The organism is Flagellimonas sp., assembly GCF_965233845.1.
Taxonomy (GTDB): domain Bacteria; phylum Bacteroidota; class Bacteroidia; order Flavobacteriales; family Flavobacteriaceae; genus Flagellimonas.
Genome location: NZ_OZ247584.1, coordinates 3201139 through 3217385, shown reverse-complemented (window position 1 = coordinate 3217385; position 16247 = coordinate 3201139). Strand labels below are relative to the sequence as shown.

The following is a 16247-nucleotide window of genomic DNA, read 5'->3' as shown; positions in this document are numbered from 1 at the left end:
ATTCAAACAAAAAGGCTTTCGAATTTTCGAAAGCCTTTTTTCTAGTAGCGGGAACAGGACTCGAACCTGTGACCTTCGGGTTATGAGCCCGACGAGCTACCTACTGCTCTATCCCGCGATATATAATTTGTTTAGATTTTTACAACCTAAATATTCTGTTGTTCTTTTCCCAGAAGTAAAGTAGGTACTTTATCCTGAGCCCAGTCGAAGGATACTGCTCTATCCCGCGATGTGGACGGCAAATATACAACCGTTTTTCCTTTATTTCCAAATTTAGTGAGACCTTGATTTGAAAAACGTAGTGAATTCAAATCAAATGGTCGAACCAATACCGGGCTTGGCACGGTATCTCTTTGTGGTTTGCGCGTGGTTTTCAAGCTTGATTTGAAAAACGTAGTGAATTCAAATCAAATGGTCGAACCAATGCCGGGCTTGGCGCGGTATCTCTTTGTGGTTTTCACGTGTTTTTAAACCTTGATTTGAAAAACGTAGTGAATTCAAATCAAATGGTCGAACCAATGCCGGGCTCGGCGCGGTATCTCTTTGTGGTTTGCGCGTGGTTTTCAAGCTTGATTTGAAAAACGTGGTGAATTCAAATCAAATGGTCGAACCAATACCGGGCTTGGCGCGGTATCTTTTTTGTAATTGATCGGTTTTTTATCCGAAATAGCTACCTTCGAAACCATGGAAAAAATAAACAGCTTTTTGGTAGATGCCAATTCATGGGCAAACTGGCCCATGTTCATCTTATTGATAGGAGGTGGCCTCTTCTTGATTTTTTATTCCAAATTGACCCCATATCGTTTTTTTGGTCATGCCATTGCCATCACCAGAGGAAAGTACGATGATAAAAATGCCAAAGGGGATGTAAGTTCATTGCAGGCATTATCTGCTGCAGTGGCAGCTACCGTGGGTCTAGGAAACATTTCCGGCGTTGCCATTGCCATTCATGATGGAGGACCTGGGGTTGTCTTTTGGATATGGATGACGGCCTTAATCGGCATGTGCATTAAATTTTATTCCTGTAGTCTGGCCATTATGTTCAGGGGGGAGGATTCCGAAGGAAAACTGCAAGGAGGCCCTATGTTTTATATCACCAAGGGATTGGGGAAAAAGTACAAGCCCTTGGCTATCTTCTTTTGCCTCTCGGGCATTTTTGGATTTCTGGGCGTTTTCACAGCCAATCAATTTACCGAGACCTTTATGAGCGTGGTTGAACCTGCTGACTCGCTTTTTGCCATGAGCGACTTCAATTGGAAATTGAGCGTAGGAATTGTTCTTGCCATCATTACCTCCTTTGTAATCTTTGGGGGCCTGACCAAGATTGCCAAGGTGGCCACGGCCATTGTTCCGGTAATGGTCATGGTATATTTAGTGGCTGTAATCGTTGTTATGATATTGAATGCCTCCCAAGTAGTTCCTGCTTTAAAGCTTATCATAACTGAAGCCTGGAACTTTAAGACCATAGTAACCGGTGGATTCTGGGGCTTGGTCATTATTGGTGTTAAACGCGCCATGTTTTCCAATGAAGCAGGTTTGGGCAGTGCGCCAATGTATCACGGGCAATCCAAGAATGATGAGCCCATTCGTGAAGGTTTGGTGGCTATGTTGGGTCCATTTATTGACACCATTTTGGTTTGTACCTTTACCGCGGTGGTTATTATTTTAAGTGGTGCCTATTTGGATGATTCCAGCGGAATAGTTATGACTTTGCAAGCGTTTAGGACCACCTTGTTTGGTTTTGGGGATGATTTGTTAATGATTATTGTTACCGCTTTTGCCTTGTCCACCTTGTTCACCTATTCCTATTATGGAGTAAAATGTTTGTCCTTTTTAACCAACGCAAAGATTGGGAGATTTTATAACCATTATTTTGTGATCATGATTGTCTTTGCCGCCGTGGCTTCGTTGGAATTGGTCAAAAACCTAATTGATTTGTCCTACGCCTTAATGGTGATTCCCAATATGATAGCCGTACTGATTTTGGCTCCCAAGGTAAATACAGCGGCCAAAAAATACTTTCAAAAATTGAAACATGAACAAGCATAGATCGGGCTTTGTAAATATAATAGGCAACCCCAATGTGGGGAAGTCTACCTTGATGAACGCTTTTGTTGGTGAAAAACTCTCTATTATTACCTCCAAAGCACAAACCACCAGGCATCGTATTCTGGGTATTGTAAATGGGGATGATTTTCAAGTGATACTCTCCGATACCCCTGGAATCATTAAACCAGCTTACGAGTTGCAAAGTTCAATGATGGATTTTGTAAAATCGGCCTTTGAAGATGCCGATGTACTGCTTTATATGGTGGAAATCGGTGAAAAAGCGCTTAAGGATGAAGCTTTCTTCAAAAAGATTGAAAACAGCAAAATACCGGTGCTGTTGCTCCTCAATAAAATTGACACCTCGGAACAAGAAATTCTGGAAGAACAGATTCAGCATTGGCAAAAACTACTTCCCAAGGCAGAGATTCATCCCATATCCGCCCTTGAAAATTTCAATGTGAAAGAAGTTTTTGACCGAATTTTGGAGTTGCTTCCGGAAGCACCACCCTATTATCCCAAAGATCAATTGACGGATAAACCGGAACGTTTTTTTGTGAATGAGACTCTACGGGAGAAAATACTTTTGCATTACAAAAAGGAAATCCCCTATGCAGTTGAGGTGGAAACCGAAGAATTTATTGAAGACGAGGACATTATCAGGATCCGTTCGGTAATTATGGTAGAACGCGATACCCAAAAGGGAATCATCATTGGTCACAAGGGCAGTGCCTTAAAAAGAGTGGGGGTGGAGGCCCGAAAGGATTTGGAGAAGTTTTTTGATAAACAAGTTCATATAGAGCTGTATGTCAAGGTCAACAAAAATTGGAGAAACAATACATCCCAGCTACGCCGTTTCGGATATAATAGTTAAAACCTGATGCTGTTTTATCGCTTGAGGCCAGCAATCAGTTCCCTGATATAGGTTTTAAGTTGGTCTGTTTGTGGTTGACCCTTGGCCCGTCCCATTCTTCCGAAAGCGTACAGGGCAAACCAGATAACCACTAAAAAGAACATTCCCGCCAGCCAAAGCGTAATGTCATACCCCAACGAATAATTGGAATAGGCAAAAACGCCCAGTATCACAAATAGCGTACCTACTCCAAAATGTAGGAACATAAAAAAGGTCCAAAGGGTAGGATTTGGCCCAAAAACCCCATGAATCTTACTAATCCCTTTTTCAAAGGAGGTGAGCTCCAAGTGCACTTGGGGGGTCCAAAAATTGGTTTCCGACTTTTTGAACCGGATGTAAATATGCTCATCCAAACGCTTGATCAAAAAAGGATCTGGGGCTTTTTTGTCAAAAACAGACTTTAGTTGTTCCAAATCTTCGTGAAAAGAAATCTCAAAACGCGGCCTAAGTACAATTTCATTGGTAAAATCACTCATAAGTGGTTGACATTGATAAAAAAAGGTATCGTTTTTTCTTCATAAATAATGGTATTTTTGCCAAAATTTAATGCGGATGGGAGCTATTGTAGCCATTGTGGGAAGACCCAATGTAGGCAAATCCACTTTTTTTAACCGATTGATCCAACGAAGGGAAGCCATAGTGGATGCTGTTAGCGGGGTTACACGCGATCGCCATTATGGAAAAAGCGATTGGAACGGCAAGGAATTTTCTTTGATCGACACCGGTGGGTATGTAGTTGGGAGTGATGACATTTTTGAGCAGGAAATTGATAAACAGGTTGAGTTGGCCATTGATGAGGCAGATGCCATTATTTTTATGGTGGATGTGGAATCTGGGGTTACTGGGATGGATGAAGATGTTTCCAGATTACTGCGTAAAGTGGACAAACCTGTGTTTTTGGCTGTCAATAAGGTAGATAATGCCCAGCGCGAATCGGATGCCGTGGAGTTTTATGCCTTGGGATTGGGAGATTATTACACCTTGTCCAGTATCAATGGTAGTGGAACGGGGGAGTTGTTGGATGCCTTGGTCGAGGTGCTTCCGGAGATAGAGGAAGAAGAAAGTGAACTGCCCCGCTTTGCGGTGGTGGGAAGGCCCAATGCTGGCAAATCCTCCTTCATCAATGCCTTGATCGGGGAGGAACGGTACATTGTTACCGATATTGCCGGGACAACCCGAGATAGTATAGATACCAAATACAACAGGTTTGGGTTTGAATTTAATTTGGTGGATACGGCAGGTATCCGAAGAAAGGCCAAAGTAAAGGAAGACCTGGAATTTTACTCCGTAATGCGATCCGTAAGGGCCATTGAACATTGCGATGTTTGTATTTTATTGTTGGATGCTACACGTGGATTTGATGGTCAAGTGCAGAACATTTTTTGGCTCGCACAGCGCAACAACAAGGGGATTGTAATTCTTGTCAACAAATGGGATTTGGTGGAAAAAGAAACCAATTCGGTCAAGGAGTACACCCAGAAAATAAAAAAGGCCATAGAACCTTTTGACGATGTCCCTATTTTGTTCATTTCCGTACTTACCAAGCAACGGATATTCAAGGCAATTGAGACCGCCGTTGACGTGTACAAAAACCGCTCAAAAAAGATTGTTACACGGAAGCTAAACGATATTATGCTGCCCATCATTGAGCATACACCACCTCCGGCTTATAAGGGAAAGTATGTGAAAATAAAATTCTGTACGCAACTACCTACCCCGTATCCACAGTTTGCATTTTTCTGCAACTTGCCTCAATATGTCCGGGACCCGTACAAGCGTTTTTTGGAGAACAAGCTGCGGGAGCATTTTGATTTTAGCGGTGTGCCCATCACCATTTTTATGCGAAAAAAGTAGATGTTATTGGCGGGAAGCCAACTCCACTTGTATAGGCTGTTGAATCCGGTTACCACCATTATCTACCGCAGTGAGCGTATATGTTCCTGGCTTCACTGGCAAAATCAGCTCATGAAAGCTGGTGGTCGTGTTCACATAGGTCTCATCCAAATACCAGTGCACCGTACTATCCTCTTGTTGATGGGCCAATTTAAAAACCACATCTTTTTGACTTGTTCCCAAATCTTTGGGAATAAGAATTTCCTCATTTAATTTGGGATGAATGAATTGCATCAGTTGCTGTTCTTCAGAGCCACATCCAGAAAGATAGGGGGGTAAACTTTTATAATTGGGATTGGTATCAGCATAGTAGTACTCCACAACAGGTGGTAGGCTAAACCAACTTTTTTGAACCATATCCTCCATCGGATAACAAGAGGAAGTAACTCGATAAGATTCTTGGGCATCCAAAAAAATTTGATGATGGTATGGGCAGGTAGCACTTTTAAATCCGTTGGCCGGAAGTTGCAGTTCTTGGGTATCTTCACAAAAAATGGAAGCCCGTTGTCCACTTTTGGTACAGGTTTCCAAAGCAACAAGGTCGTCATAGGGTTCTTGGAACCAGCCACTATGGGGTAAAGTGGCTAAAACATCGAACAAAATGGGAGCCGCTGCCGAAATGCCTACCAATCCGGGTCTGCCCTCGCCATCCGCATTACCGACCCAAACGCCTATAGCATATTTTGGGGTCACCCCCACCGCCCAAGCATCTTTAAAGCCAAAACTTGTTCCAGTTTTCCAGGCTATGGGCTGGGCGGCATCAAAAAACTGCCAATTTTCATCCCCTTCAGGGCGATTGACCTCCCTTAAGGATTTAAACGTATGATAAATGGATCCTGCACCAAATATTGGGGCTTCGAACTGCTCTTGCCCAAAATCGGTTTTTTGCTCCTTTAGATAGGAAGGTTCGGAAAATTCATTGGAACGATAGGTACTTGAATGGGACACAAAGTAATTTAGGGTTGACGCGGCGGAAGCGTAGCTTTTGGTGACGTCCCATAAGGAGCTTTCAGCACCTCCCAAAATCAGGGACAACCCATAATGATCAGCGGGTTTGTCCAGGGATTTCATTTGCATTTTTTGGAGTTTGTTATAAAACTTTTGAAGCCCAAATTGCCTTAATAATCGTACGGCTGGCACATTCAATGATCGCGAAAGCGCCCAGCTTGCTGGAACAGCTCCTGCATATTTTTTGTTGAAGTTTTTCGGATGATACCCATTAATCACCGTAGGAATATCATTGACCAAACTGTTCGGGAGCAATTGCCCTTCATGCAATAAGGATGTAAACAAAAAGGGCTTTAAAGTGCTTCCCGTACTTCGGTTTTTGGTGATGATATCCACATAATTGCCATGTTCTTCAGATGCAGGGGAGTTTCCCACATAGGCCAAGACCTTTCTGGTTTCCACATCAAGAACTAGAATGGCCAAATTATGGATTTCGTTGCTTTTTAAGCGTTGATAATGTAGTTCAGCAAGCCTGTTGACCTGTATTTGCAGTTGCCTGTCCAGAGAAGTGGTAATCGATTTTCCTGGATGCTCTTTTTTGATTCGTTCCGTTAAATGGGGCGCAATATTGGGCAGGGGCAGTGGTTTTTGAGGCAATGGCTCAGCTATGGCAAGTTCATAGGTGGTTTGATCAATGATAGTCTTGACCCATAATTTTTTCAATAGGCGATTCCGTTTGTTTCTGAGGGTTTGCTCGTTTCTTCCCGGAAAAATAAGGGATGGAGCGTTTGGTAACACGGCCAAGGTTGCCGATTGCCCCCAACTTAGCTCATGGGCTGGAATGCCAAAGTAGCGCCAGGCAGCAGTTTCCAATCCCACTACATTTCCACCATAAGGGGTATGGCTGGCATAAAGGCGCAGGATATCTTCTTTGGAATATCGTAGTTCCAGTCGGGTGGCCAGAAAAAGTTCAATTCCTTTTTCCCAATAGGTCCTGGATTTGTTTTTTCTACTCAGCCGTATCACTTGTTGGGTAATTGTACTACCACCCCTTCGGGATTTCTTGGTAAGGTTATGCTGTATCGCTTTAAAGATGGAAACCGGGTTAAAACCAGGATGTTGGTAAAAATACTCGTCCTCAAAGAATAGAACAGACTGCTTAAACCGGAAGGGAACCGAATCAAGCTCAGGAAAACGCCACTGCCCGTCCGCTGCAATCCGGGCTCCGACCAATACCTGGTCTGAGCTTAAAACCACGGTAGAGGTGGGGTCATCAAAAAGCAATTTAGGTAGACAAAACAGCCATATCATGCAGAGCATCAGAAAGGATCCCAGCCCAATCTTGTGCTTCACTGTTAGCCTGTTGTATATGGATGTGAGGTTTATCATCCTGTACTTGATGTTATTGTACCACTTTGATCCATTGCCCCTTGTTTCGGGCATTATAGTTATTATCGTACATGGCCTCTACTTGTGCTCCAGGCAGATAGTAATCTCCTAGATAAGAGGCGTTTAATTTTACGGTAAAAGTTTTACTCTTTTTAGCCTCTAAATCGAAATAGAAATGGGTTCGGTCATCCCTTGTGTCCATATAAGATGCATTTCCCGAATTATCATTTCCAAAACCTGTATAAGACGTGTCCACAATTTCCCATCCGCTTGGAACAATCTGGGTCAGTGCCACATCATTGATGAAATCGTTGGAAGTATTGAACACATTAATTCGGGCTTGAAGTTCGGTTCCTTGTCGCAACTGACGCACATCCACTGCATTTCCCAGAGGATCCTGATAAGTTACCGAAAGCCTTAGGTTCTGTTGTTGGGCAAGTTCTTGTCCTACTGGAAGTCGGCCACTGAGCGAAAGGGTAGCATAAATGATATTCCCTTGATGGTTTTCTATCTGCACCTGATTAGTGGAAGATGTTATCGTAAGGGGTCGTTTGGCAATGGCCCTATCTGTTTTCACACGTACTTTTTTACCATCCTGGGTAAAGCCCAAATCCAACGACTTACCTCCGTTTTTGCTCACCATTTTTGCCATGGAAAGCAGGGCATAGGCGGTTTCTTGAGTGCTGTACCACCTTTGGGACGACAGGTTTTTTGCAATAGATTCGGCTAGTTCCCGCTGTAGGCCATGACCCAGAATTACCATGGTTTCCAACGCCATGGCCCTATTCCGGAAAACAGAACCATAGGTTCTATAATTGTAGCCATTTGATTGAAAATTGATATTGGCGGTTTGCGCAATTTGCTGGGCCACTTCTTTTTTGCCGGCCAAGGCATAGGCCGCTGCCAATCGCCATTTGGCCTCATTGCTCAGCTTGTTGGATTCCCATAATCTGTTCATGGCTGCCAATTCTGGTTGTTGTGCCAAGGCCAGGGTATATAATCGATACGCTTGGGCCATATCATCATTGTAACTGCTGCGTTGATTGCTCCATTGCTTGGCCGTGTTTTTCTGATAGCGCAACCAATTGCTCAAAAAAGTGAGGGGTAATTGATATCCTTTTTGCTTGGCTTCCAACATAAAATGGCCTGCATAAGAGGTTCCCCAATCGTTGGCACTTCCGTAATTGGGCCAATAACTGAGTCCACCATTGGGCATCTGAAAATCGTTTAACCGTTTAATGGCAGCCTTCACATTTTTCTCCACCTCTTTTTCCTTGTCAAAAGTGATATCAAGGACATCGGCCAAAAAGAGCTGTGGAAAAGCGGCAGAAGTAGTTTGCTCAACACAACCATGGGGATATCGAATCAAATATTCCATACGTTTGGAGAAGTCCATCGGCGGTAGTGTGGAAAACTCGATAAATGCTGTGTTTGTCCCGGAAGTTCCGAAAGGTTCCCATGTGACCATTTGGGATTCATTGCCTTCAATAGTATGTAAGCTGTTTTGAGAAGTGATTGGATTTGGGTTTTCCACATCAATCTCTATGGCACTGCTAGCACTTTCTCCTGCTCCCGAGGCTGTAACTTTTATATTCTGAAAGGCGGTTGTTGGATGTACCTCAAAGTCAAAATTGACGATTTGTTCCCCAACAGAATCAAATGTGATATCCTTGGTTGTTGGACCAATTGGCTTCAACGCCTTGTCCGATTCTATGGAGACCCTAACATTTTTCACCTTCTTCTCCATGGCAAAAACGGTTACAGGGATGGTTACTTTTTCTCCAGGGGATAACTTTCTGGGAATGGATGTCAATACCATCAACGGTTTCCGAACCGGAGTGGTTTTTTCTTCATTGCCATAGGCTCCATTTTGATTACCGGCCACCACCATGGTTCGCACAGAACCTACATAATTGGGCATTTTTATGGTGTGGTCTGCTTTTTCCCCGGCTTTTAAACTGAAGGGCCCCAGATAGGTCACCATAGGTTTAAAACGCTGCGCTTTACGGTTTTTGGCACCTTCTCCAATACCTCCTCCGCCAATGGCGTAGATATTGTCCACACTTACGGAATAGGCTCCCATCACATCATCAAAAATGTCAAAGGTTTTGACGCCAAGCGCTTGTCTGGCATAGAACGAACTATGAATATCAGGGGTTTTGAACCGGGTAAGATCCAAGAGACCGTCATCCACTACTGCCAAGGAATAGGTCATGGGTTTGTTATCGGCTTCGGATACGGTTACCTTGAAAGATTGTTCCGGTTGCAGCACTTCCGGCATTTTTAATTCGGGTTTTAGAAAAGTGTCTGGGTTCTCCACCAATAGGGGTACCACACCGTACAGTCGTATGGGGAGGTCATTTTTAACTTGCCCATGTGGTTGTAAAAGGGAAATGTTGACATAAACATTGGGGGCCATCTCTGACGTTATCTGAATTTTGGCTTGGGTTTCCTTGGCCGATGTCTCTATCCATTGTTGAGATAAGACTTCGGAGCCATTTTCTATGCTGAGCAGGGCTCGCCCTCCGCTATCTGAAGGGAAGGTAACCACGGCGTTTTCGCCCAGCGTATATTTCTCTTTATCTGCGGAAAAAATGAGAATCTTGGAACTTTCCGTGTCTCCGGAAGCTGGTCTACGCCACCAGTTTCTGTAAAAGTATGCCGTGCGACCTGTAGCATGTCCAGATGCCTCATCAATGACCCTGATCAGGAAACGCCCGCCATCATCATCGGGAATGTTGAGGTTGAAACTACCCTTGCCATCCGCTTTGGTTGTGACCGACATTTCCTTGAAAGGACGGTGAACCGTTGCGTTTTCATATCGGGAAAGATTGTCATATCCCCGGTTCCACCACCATCGCCATTCAATTTTAAAGATTTGCACCTTGAGTTTTCGGTTGCCCTCGGTTTTACCCAATGCATTCACGCTGACCACATCAAAGTTGTTGTTCTCATCGGTCAGGAAAGAACCATATTGCTTGGCTTTTGGGGAGCGCAGTCCCACAAAATGTGTAAATGGTGCCAGTTTTTTGCTAAAAACATCTATGGAAAAATCACCACCACCTTCAAATACCTTTGTGGTAAAAACCGCTTGAAGCATCCCTGGGGCTTTTGCATTGACGTCCAATTTCTTATTGATGTCCAAAATCCCATTTTCATTAAGTTTGGCATCGACCCATTGGGTTTCAATTTCATTGAATGTGCGCACCGGATCTTGAAATACATAACCATTAAAGCCGGAAAAGGCTGATGTAGCATTTTGCAATTTGGCATTGATGTCCACTTTGAGATTTCGAGCTGGAGCACCATGGAGCCATTGCACCTTTGCCTGCCCTTTGGTATTTTGATTTGCTTTTAAAATCTCCTCCTCAAAAGCAAAATCTACCTTTAAACGGTTGGGTTTTATGGTAGCAACCTTTAGACTTTTATGGAAATGGGCGCCACCAACCACAATTTTGGCGTTCCACGTTCCAGTGGGGGCATTGGGTTTGGTGGGTATTGGGAAATAGTAGAACCGTCCTTCCTTTATGGCATATAGTCCATCGGCAACCTGGTTGCTTTCCTCTTTCAATAAGGTACGTTGCACCAATTTTCCACGAGCATCGTTGACTTCCAAGGTGATTGGATGCCCTTGAGGCAATGGATTGTTTCTGTCATCCAGCACAAAGGTTAAATGTACCGTGTCACCCGGTCGGTGAACTCCTCTTTCGGTATATATAAATCCCTGCAGTCCGCTTTGCAATTCTTCCCCAGACACGTCAAATTTACTTAGGGAAAGCGCATTGCCATCCGCTAACTTGGCATAGGCGAAATTGTTGTTTTTTTCTGCCACAGCAAATGCCAAACTTTTCCCACCATCATAGATGCCAAAACCGGAGGCGTCCGTAGTCACTTCACCCAATAATTGCTGCTGAAAATTGTAAAGCTTGATTTTGGTGTTGGCCTCTGGCATCGCTGTCAGTAAATTGGTGGCTGCAAAATGATAGGAGCGGTTGTTCCCTTTTTTTACGATCAATCCCAAATCGCTGCCCAACAAATGTGTGGAAGCTATTCTGTCCTCATTGTAATATGCATGATGGCAAGGATTGTCCCGTTCCTCCCAATTGTAGGAGTAATTTCTCCAATAGTAAATTTCATTGTCCCAATAGCGCTCCTCCAGACGCTCTTCCTCAGCATTTAGTGAAGAGTTCACCGTCTCTTGCGCCGCAAGCATCTCGCTTTCCTCTCCTTCATTACAGCTATAGGTTGTATGTTCCTTTTTAAAACTGAACTCCACACGATACAACGAACCTGGGTTTATACGGATCAATTCGGATAAATCCAGGGCATGTGCTTTCCAATAGCTTGAGTTTTCATCTCCTTCTGTAGCGAGGGGAATGACCTTGTGGGCCACCCTTCGTCCCACTGGTCTTAAATCCGACCGGTATTGGGGTGTGAGGTTATTGTTTTGCAGATATTGCAGCATATTGTTTTCAAAAACCTGAATGACCTTTACCTCCACAGCCGCGAGATTGACCGTTTCAAAATACATAGGGGTGGAAGCGGCATTGGGAAGTATCGTACCTTGGGAGATGAGCCGAACATTGGGTTTGAGCTGTTCGAAGGAAATCCACTTGGAAAAACTGTTTTTAAGACTGAATCCGTAAGCACTCTTGATACCTTCAAAAGCATTCACTTTAACTTCTCCCAGTATCCTGTTTGAAGGATAAACCCTGAGGACATTTCCATCCACTTCATAACGAAGACTTTCAGCACCTTCAATGGTGACCAGTCCGTTCAGATTTTGGTTTTCATTCAAGGGCTCGGAAAAGTTCAGGGTTAGGGCGGCATTGGGAGCTGTTGAGGTTTTGGCATCGACCACTACAAACTTGTTCAGCCCTGGAATGGTATAGGTCTCTGAGCCTTCGTTGTCAATATTGAGTTCGGAACCGTCCCAGCTGAGTTGTAATTCACTGTCATCAGTTTTTCGGGAAATACTGTCTATGGTAAAGCTGAAGTATTTGGCGTCTTCTGTAGTGTTTTGCCAGTTGATGGCAACTTTTTTATTTTCTTGGGTTGCGGACAAAATAGCGGAGATTTTTTCAGCGGATAAGACATCGGAAGCTTCCAGGGTACCCGTCAAATACTGCCAATTTTTGCTGTAGGATTGAAGATTGCCAAGGCTAATCTTAAAATTGGGAGCAAGGGTTTTAAATCCGAAGGTGTATTGCTTGAAATCACGTTCAATGTCATCAAACAATTTGTGGAGTTGCAAGCTTACCATGTATTCCGTGTCCGGTTTTAAATATTCCGATGGTTGAAAAGTGAGCTCCCTACCGTTTTCGATGACCAATTTTCCGTCTACCTTTGGTGATATTTTTAAATATTCCGAAGGAAGTTCTTGTGTTAGTTCAAACTGATCCAATGGTTGGGCCAGCACTATTTGGATGGGTGTGGCAATACTTTCATTGCCATGGGTATGGTAACTGATATAATCCTTAAACTTAAACAGGTTGTCCAGATTTTCTGGATCTACCTTTTTTTTACAGGATACGATACATATCAAAAGGAAAACGAATAGAAAACGAAGTGTGCGAACCATCTTGAAAACGGAATTTAATGAACAATGAATTTGCCAAGGACAAGATAACTCAATTATGGAGAGAAGGGGTGACGATCTTATGAAGAGCGTGTTATGATTTACGGATGGCCTGTTTGACTGGACGGAACCTTATGAAAAATTTATGATTTGGTCATTTCAAATGGCTTTCAAAAACAATATCTTGAAATTCATACAACAACCTAAAAACGAACATCATGCGAAATCTTTTTCTTTGCCTATTTTCCCTTGGAATCATGGGAATGGTAAATGCCCAATCTGACTATGAATTGATTGAACAAACCTTGGGTTATTATATGGAGGGAGGTTCCAATAGGGACTTCAACACCTTAAAAAAGGCCTTTCATGAAACGGCCACCATGAAGTACATTACGGAAGAAGGCTACAAAGAAGTTAATGCACTGGAGTTTTTCAGCGGAATGAAAACAGGGGATCGGGTAAACCGCAAGAACCGAATTGCAGAAATCACGGTCTCGGGTCATGCTGCCAACGCCCGATTGGAACTGGAATATCCAGATTTCACTTTTGTGGATTTCATGAACCTGCTCAAAATTGATGGGGAGTGGAAAATTGTAAACAAGATCTTCTATAGACGCATAGACTAAGTCATAATCCCAATAACTTTTTTAAAATGATAAGAACTGCTTTGATTATGGCGGCAATGCTTGTATTTGCCGCTTGCAAACAAACAGCCGAGCCGGTTGCTGAACTGGAAACAGAAGATAAAATAACCGAAGAGGAAGCTTTGGACCTGCTTCATACCTGGACCAATGCCTATTTAGGCGGTGATGCCGCACCCCTCATAGAAGTACTGGATGATACTTGGGAATACTCTGGCTCCAGCGATGGAAAAACCACAAATAAAATTGCCACCATTGACGAGTTTAGCCAAGCGGACTACTCATTTGACGAGATTGAGTACCACGACCTAAAGGTTAAGCTTTACGACAATATAGCAGTGGTCAGGGGATGGGAAAGAATGGTGATTTTAGGAGCCGACAAACAGGATACCACAATTTTGAAGTTGCGATTTACAGATGTTTACCGGAAACAAGAGGGCAAGGTGAGGGCTATAGCCACACATAGCTCGCCTATGGATTAGTAATCCTGGGCTTTCTACAGATTAACAATGGCGACCCCATCAGTTAGGGGAACCTCTTGGTTGATATCATTTATCCTAATGGCTGTTAGAACTGGAATTGGGCTGCAGCACTCTGTTGCTTGCGAAAACTCGAAGGTGGCATTTACGGTAAATGAGTGTTCATCACTAAGCCTAATGAAGTAATTAAAGGAACCCTCACTCCAATCGGGGTCTTGAACCAACAGGATTGGACTTGAGATGGATTCCAATGAAAATTGGGTGTTTTCATCATCCACAGTCACATCGTTGATGCTATAGGTGCCATTATCAAACACATTGTTACCATCCAGAAGAACATCAAACGCCAAAACGCCCAACCGCGGGCATAAGTCGGAACAGTTCTCATCGTCAGAATTCAAACAGGACAAAAAAAGGAGGGCGGGTAAGGTCAGGAGAAACAGTCTACGTATCATGGCGAAGTTTTTTTGATAAAATTTAACCAAAAAAGTTGCTTTTCGCAAGGGTTTGGAGACTAATTACCAGACTATTGGGAAATAGTTACCATCCTCCGGAAGCACCCCCGCCTCCAAATCCGCCACCGCCGAAGCCTCCACCAAAGCCACCGGAGCCGAAACCACCACCTCCAAATCCACCAGAGGAACCTGAGCTTCTGCCCATATTGCTCAAGATGATCATGTCCCAGATATCCGGGCCTCGTCTTCGGCCTCCACCACGACCGCCGCGGTTGTTTTTGCCCTTTCGGAAGAGAATGATCAAAACGATAAGAAATATGATCAAGGGAAGCAGTTTTTCAAAAGGAAATCCAGAATCGTTCCCAAAACTTCGGTCTTCCGTGAATTCGCCATTCAAAACCTGAAAAATGGCATCGGTGCCTTTGTCCAGTCCCCCGTAATAATCCCCTTTTTTAAACTCGGGAATGATAACGGATTCGATAATGCGCTTGGACATAAAATCCGTGAGGGAGCCCTCTATGCCATAACCCGTGTTGATGGCAATTTTTCGATCATCCCTAGCTAAAAGTATCAATACGCCGTTGTCCTCATCTGCTTGGCCTATGCCCCATTTATGCCCCCATTGAGCCCCAAGGTATGTAATGTCCTCCCCTTTGGTGGTGTCAATAATGGCAACTACAATCTGGGTAGAGGTACTATCTGAATATCGAATAAGTTTTTGCTCCAAAGCCCTGTTTTGATGAGCAGGCAATAGGTCTACATAGTCGTAGACACTGGTTTGTTTTTGGGGTTTTTCAGGTATGGTAAACTGACCCCAGGAGATGGAGGTAAAAAAGAGAGCAAGGAGCAGGTTAACCTTTGGATATGGCATCGCTCAATTCGTTGGTGTCTGTTAGGTCCCAGGGGAAATGAACCTGCAATTCCTTCCCGGCGCGTTGCACGCCCTCTACAATGCCCTGTTTAAAATTGCCAGTTTTAAAATGATTGGAAATAACCTCCTTGGTGGATTCCCAAAAACCTTTGGGTACCACCCTGTCAATTCCCGTATCACCATAGATTACAAATTTCTTGTCCTCCACCGCAACGTACAGTAGCACACCATTACTTTCTTTGGTGTTGTCCATTTTTAGGAAATGGAACACCTGCTGGGCGCGGCTAAAGTGATCCATTTTCGCCGTGGACTCTATATGTACCCGAATTTCACCAGAAGTGTTTTTCTCTGCTTCAAGAATAGCTGTCACTATATCTTGTTCTTCCTCAAAGCTAAGGAAATCCTCTACTTTGGACATGTTTAATTGAAATCGAAATTAACATCAGGCGCATTCTCGGCTCCAGGATTGGAACTGAACAAGGCCAATGGGTCAAAATTGGCGATACTTGCAATAATGTTGGTGGGTATCTTTTGAATTTTGATGTTGTACTCCCCGGCAATATCGTTAAAACGATTCCGCTCTACATTGATCCTGTTTTCGGTGCCTTCCAATTGGGACTGAAGTTCCAAAAAGTTCTGATTGGATTTTAAGTCGGGATAGCGCTCCACGGTAACCAACAATCTTGAAAGAGCGGAAGAAAGTCCAGTCTGGGCTTGTTGGAATTCAGCTAGTTGTTCAGGGGTAATATTGTTGGCATCTATGGTAGTCGAAGTGGCCTTGGCTCTAGCTTCAATTACATCCTTCAGTGTTCCTCTTTCAAAATCTGCAGCGCCTTGTACCGTTTTTACCAAATTACCAATTAAATCACTTCTACGCTGGTATGAACTTTCTACATTGGCCCATTGTTTGGTGGCTTGGCCTTTCATGTCCACAAGCGTATTATTGGTTCTAACGTACCAACCGCCAAAAACAACGGCGAGCACAATTAATACAATGACTGCAAGAATGCCTTTTTTCATCTTCTTGGTTTTAG

12 protein-coding genes and 1 tRNA gene are annotated in these 16247 nt (G+C 43.7%); 5 read left to right on the top strand and 8 right to left on the bottom strand.

The window, feature by feature from the left end:
- Nucleotides 1–45: 45 nt before the first annotated feature.
- Nucleotides 46–118: transfer RNA gene (locus ACO6S0_RS14430), tRNA-Met, on the bottom strand.
- Nucleotides 119–684: 566 nt separating this feature from the next.
- On the opposite strand from ACO6S0_RS14430, the gene ACO6S0_RS14425 reads away from it, so the two are divergent.
- On the top strand, nt 685–2049 hold the full coding sequence (locus ACO6S0_RS14425; protein ID WP_422349027.1) for an alanine/glycine:cation symporter family protein: 1365 nt from the start codon (nt 685–687) through the stop codon (nt 2047–2049).
- Entirely contained in the window at nt 2036–2920 is an 885-nt protein-coding gene (gene era, locus ACO6S0_RS14420; protein ID WP_422349026.1) for a GTPase Era, read from the top strand. The genes ACO6S0_RS14425 and era overlap by 14 nt, the downstream gene beginning before the upstream one ends.
- 14 nt (nt 2921–2934) lie before the next feature.
- Here era and ACO6S0_RS14415 read toward each other — a convergent pair whose 3' ends face one another.
- Nucleotides 2935–3435, bottom strand: a complete 501-nt coding sequence (locus tag ACO6S0_RS14415; RefSeq protein WP_422349025.1) for a GTP-binding protein — start codon at nt 3433–3435, stop codon at nt 2935–2937.
- A 76-nt stretch (nt 3436–3511) separates the two neighbouring features.
- Here ACO6S0_RS14415 and der point away from each other — a divergent pair, with 76 nt between their 5' ends.
- Nucleotides 3512–4813, top strand: a complete 1302-nt coding sequence (gene der / locus ACO6S0_RS14410) for a ribosome biogenesis GTPase Der (RefSeq protein ID WP_422349024.1) — start codon at nt 3512–3514, stop codon at nt 4811–4813.
- 3 nt (nt 4814–4816) lie between these two features.
- Here der and pbpC read toward each other — a convergent pair whose 3' ends face one another.
- Complete coding sequence (pbpC, locus tag ACO6S0_RS14405; RefSeq protein ID WP_422351834.1) at nt 4817–7111, bottom strand: penicillin-binding protein 1C; 2295 nt, start codon at nt 7109–7111, stop codon at nt 4817–4819.
- A 91-nt stretch (nt 7112–7202) separates the two neighbouring features.
- A complete protein-coding gene (locus ACO6S0_RS14400; protein ID WP_422349023.1) occupies nt 7203–12770 on the bottom strand; it encodes an alpha-2-macroglobulin family protein in 5568 nt (1855 codons plus the stop codon).
- Nucleotides 12771–12985: 215 nt separating this feature from the next.
- Between ACO6S0_RS14400 and ACO6S0_RS14395 the strand changes: the two genes are divergently transcribed.
- Both ACO6S0_RS14395 and ACO6S0_RS14390 read left to right on the top strand, forming a co-directional pair.
- On the top strand, nt 12986–13393 hold the full coding sequence (locus tag ACO6S0_RS14395; protein WP_422349022.1) for a nuclear transport factor 2 family protein: 408 nt from the start codon (nt 12986–12988) through the stop codon (nt 13391–13393).
- 26 nt (nt 13394–13419) lie between these two features.
- Nucleotides 13420–13890 (top strand): nuclear transport factor 2 family protein, encoded by a 471-nt coding sequence (locus ACO6S0_RS14390; RefSeq protein ID WP_422349021.1) that lies wholly within the window; start codon nt 13420–13422, stop codon nt 13888–13890.
- Nucleotides 13891–13904: 14 nt separating this feature from the next.
- On the opposite strand, the gene ACO6S0_RS14385 is transcribed toward ACO6S0_RS14390, so the two are convergent.
- The 4 genes from ACO6S0_RS14385 to ACO6S0_RS14370 all read right to left on the bottom strand — a co-directional run bounded on the left by ACO6S0_RS14385 (nt 13905) and on the right by ACO6S0_RS14370 (nt 16233).
- Nucleotides 13905–14342 carry a hypothetical protein gene (locus ACO6S0_RS14385; protein WP_422349020.1) on the bottom strand — a complete coding sequence of 146 codons (438 nt, stop codon included), beginning with the start codon at nt 14340–14342 and terminating at the stop codon, nt 13905–13907.
- A gap of 85 nt (nt 14343–14427) precedes the next feature.
- Complete coding sequence (locus tag ACO6S0_RS14380) at nt 14428–15213, bottom strand: TPM domain-containing protein (protein WP_422349019.1); 786 nt, start codon at nt 15211–15213, stop codon at nt 14428–14430.
- Complete coding sequence (locus tag ACO6S0_RS14375; RefSeq protein WP_422349018.1) at nt 15194–15631, bottom strand: TPM domain-containing protein; 438 nt, start codon at nt 15629–15631, stop codon at nt 15194–15196. The genes ACO6S0_RS14380 and ACO6S0_RS14375 overlap by 20 nt, the downstream gene beginning before the upstream one ends.
- A 2-nt stretch (nt 15632–15633) precedes the next feature.
- A complete protein-coding gene (locus tag ACO6S0_RS14370; RefSeq protein ID WP_422349017.1) occupies nt 15634–16233 on the bottom strand; it encodes a LemA family protein in 600 nt (199 codons plus the stop codon).
- Between the last annotated feature and the right edge of the window lie 14 nt (nt 16234–16247).

Coding starts and splice junctions, on each gene's coding strand:
- ACO6S0_RS14425 (WP_422349027.1), top strand. CDS start 685: ATGGAAAAAATAAACAGCTTTTTGGTAGATGCCAATTCATGGGCAAAC.
- era (WP_422349026.1), top strand. CDS start 2,036: ATGAACAAGCATAGATCGGGCTTTGTAAATATAATAGGCAACCCCAAT.
- ACO6S0_RS14415 (WP_422349025.1), bottom strand. CDS start 3,435: ATGAGTGATTTTACCAATGAAATTGTACTTAGGCCGCGTTTTGAGATT.
- der (WP_422349024.1), top strand. CDS start 3,512: ATGGGAGCTATTGTAGCCATTGTGGGAAGACCCAATGTAGGCAAATCC.
- pbpC (WP_422351834.1), bottom strand. CDS start 7,111: ATGATATGGCTGTTTTGTCTACCTAAATTGCTTTTTGATGACCCCACC.
- ACO6S0_RS14400 (WP_422349023.1), bottom strand. CDS start 12,770: ATGGTTCGCACACTTCGTTTTCTATTCGTTTTCCTTTTGATATGTATC.
- ACO6S0_RS14395 (WP_422349022.1), top strand. CDS start 12,986: ATGCGAAATCTTTTTCTTTGCCTATTTTCCCTTGGAATCATGGGAATG.
- ACO6S0_RS14390 (WP_422349021.1), top strand. CDS start 13,420: ATGATAAGAACTGCTTTGATTATGGCGGCAATGCTTGTATTTGCCGCT.
- ACO6S0_RS14385 (WP_422349020.1), bottom strand. CDS start 14,342: ATGATACGTAGACTGTTTCTCCTGACCTTACCCGCCCTCCTTTTTTTG.
- ACO6S0_RS14380 (WP_422349019.1), bottom strand. CDS start 15,213: ATGCCATATCCAAAGGTTAACCTGCTCCTTGCTCTCTTTTTTACCTCC.
- ACO6S0_RS14375 (WP_422349018.1), bottom strand. CDS start 15,631: ATGTCCAAAGTAGAGGATTTCCTTAGCTTTGAGGAAGAACAAGATATA.
- ACO6S0_RS14370 (WP_422349017.1), bottom strand. CDS start 16,233: ATGAAAAAAGGCATTCTTGCAGTCATTGTATTAATTGTGCTCGCCGTT.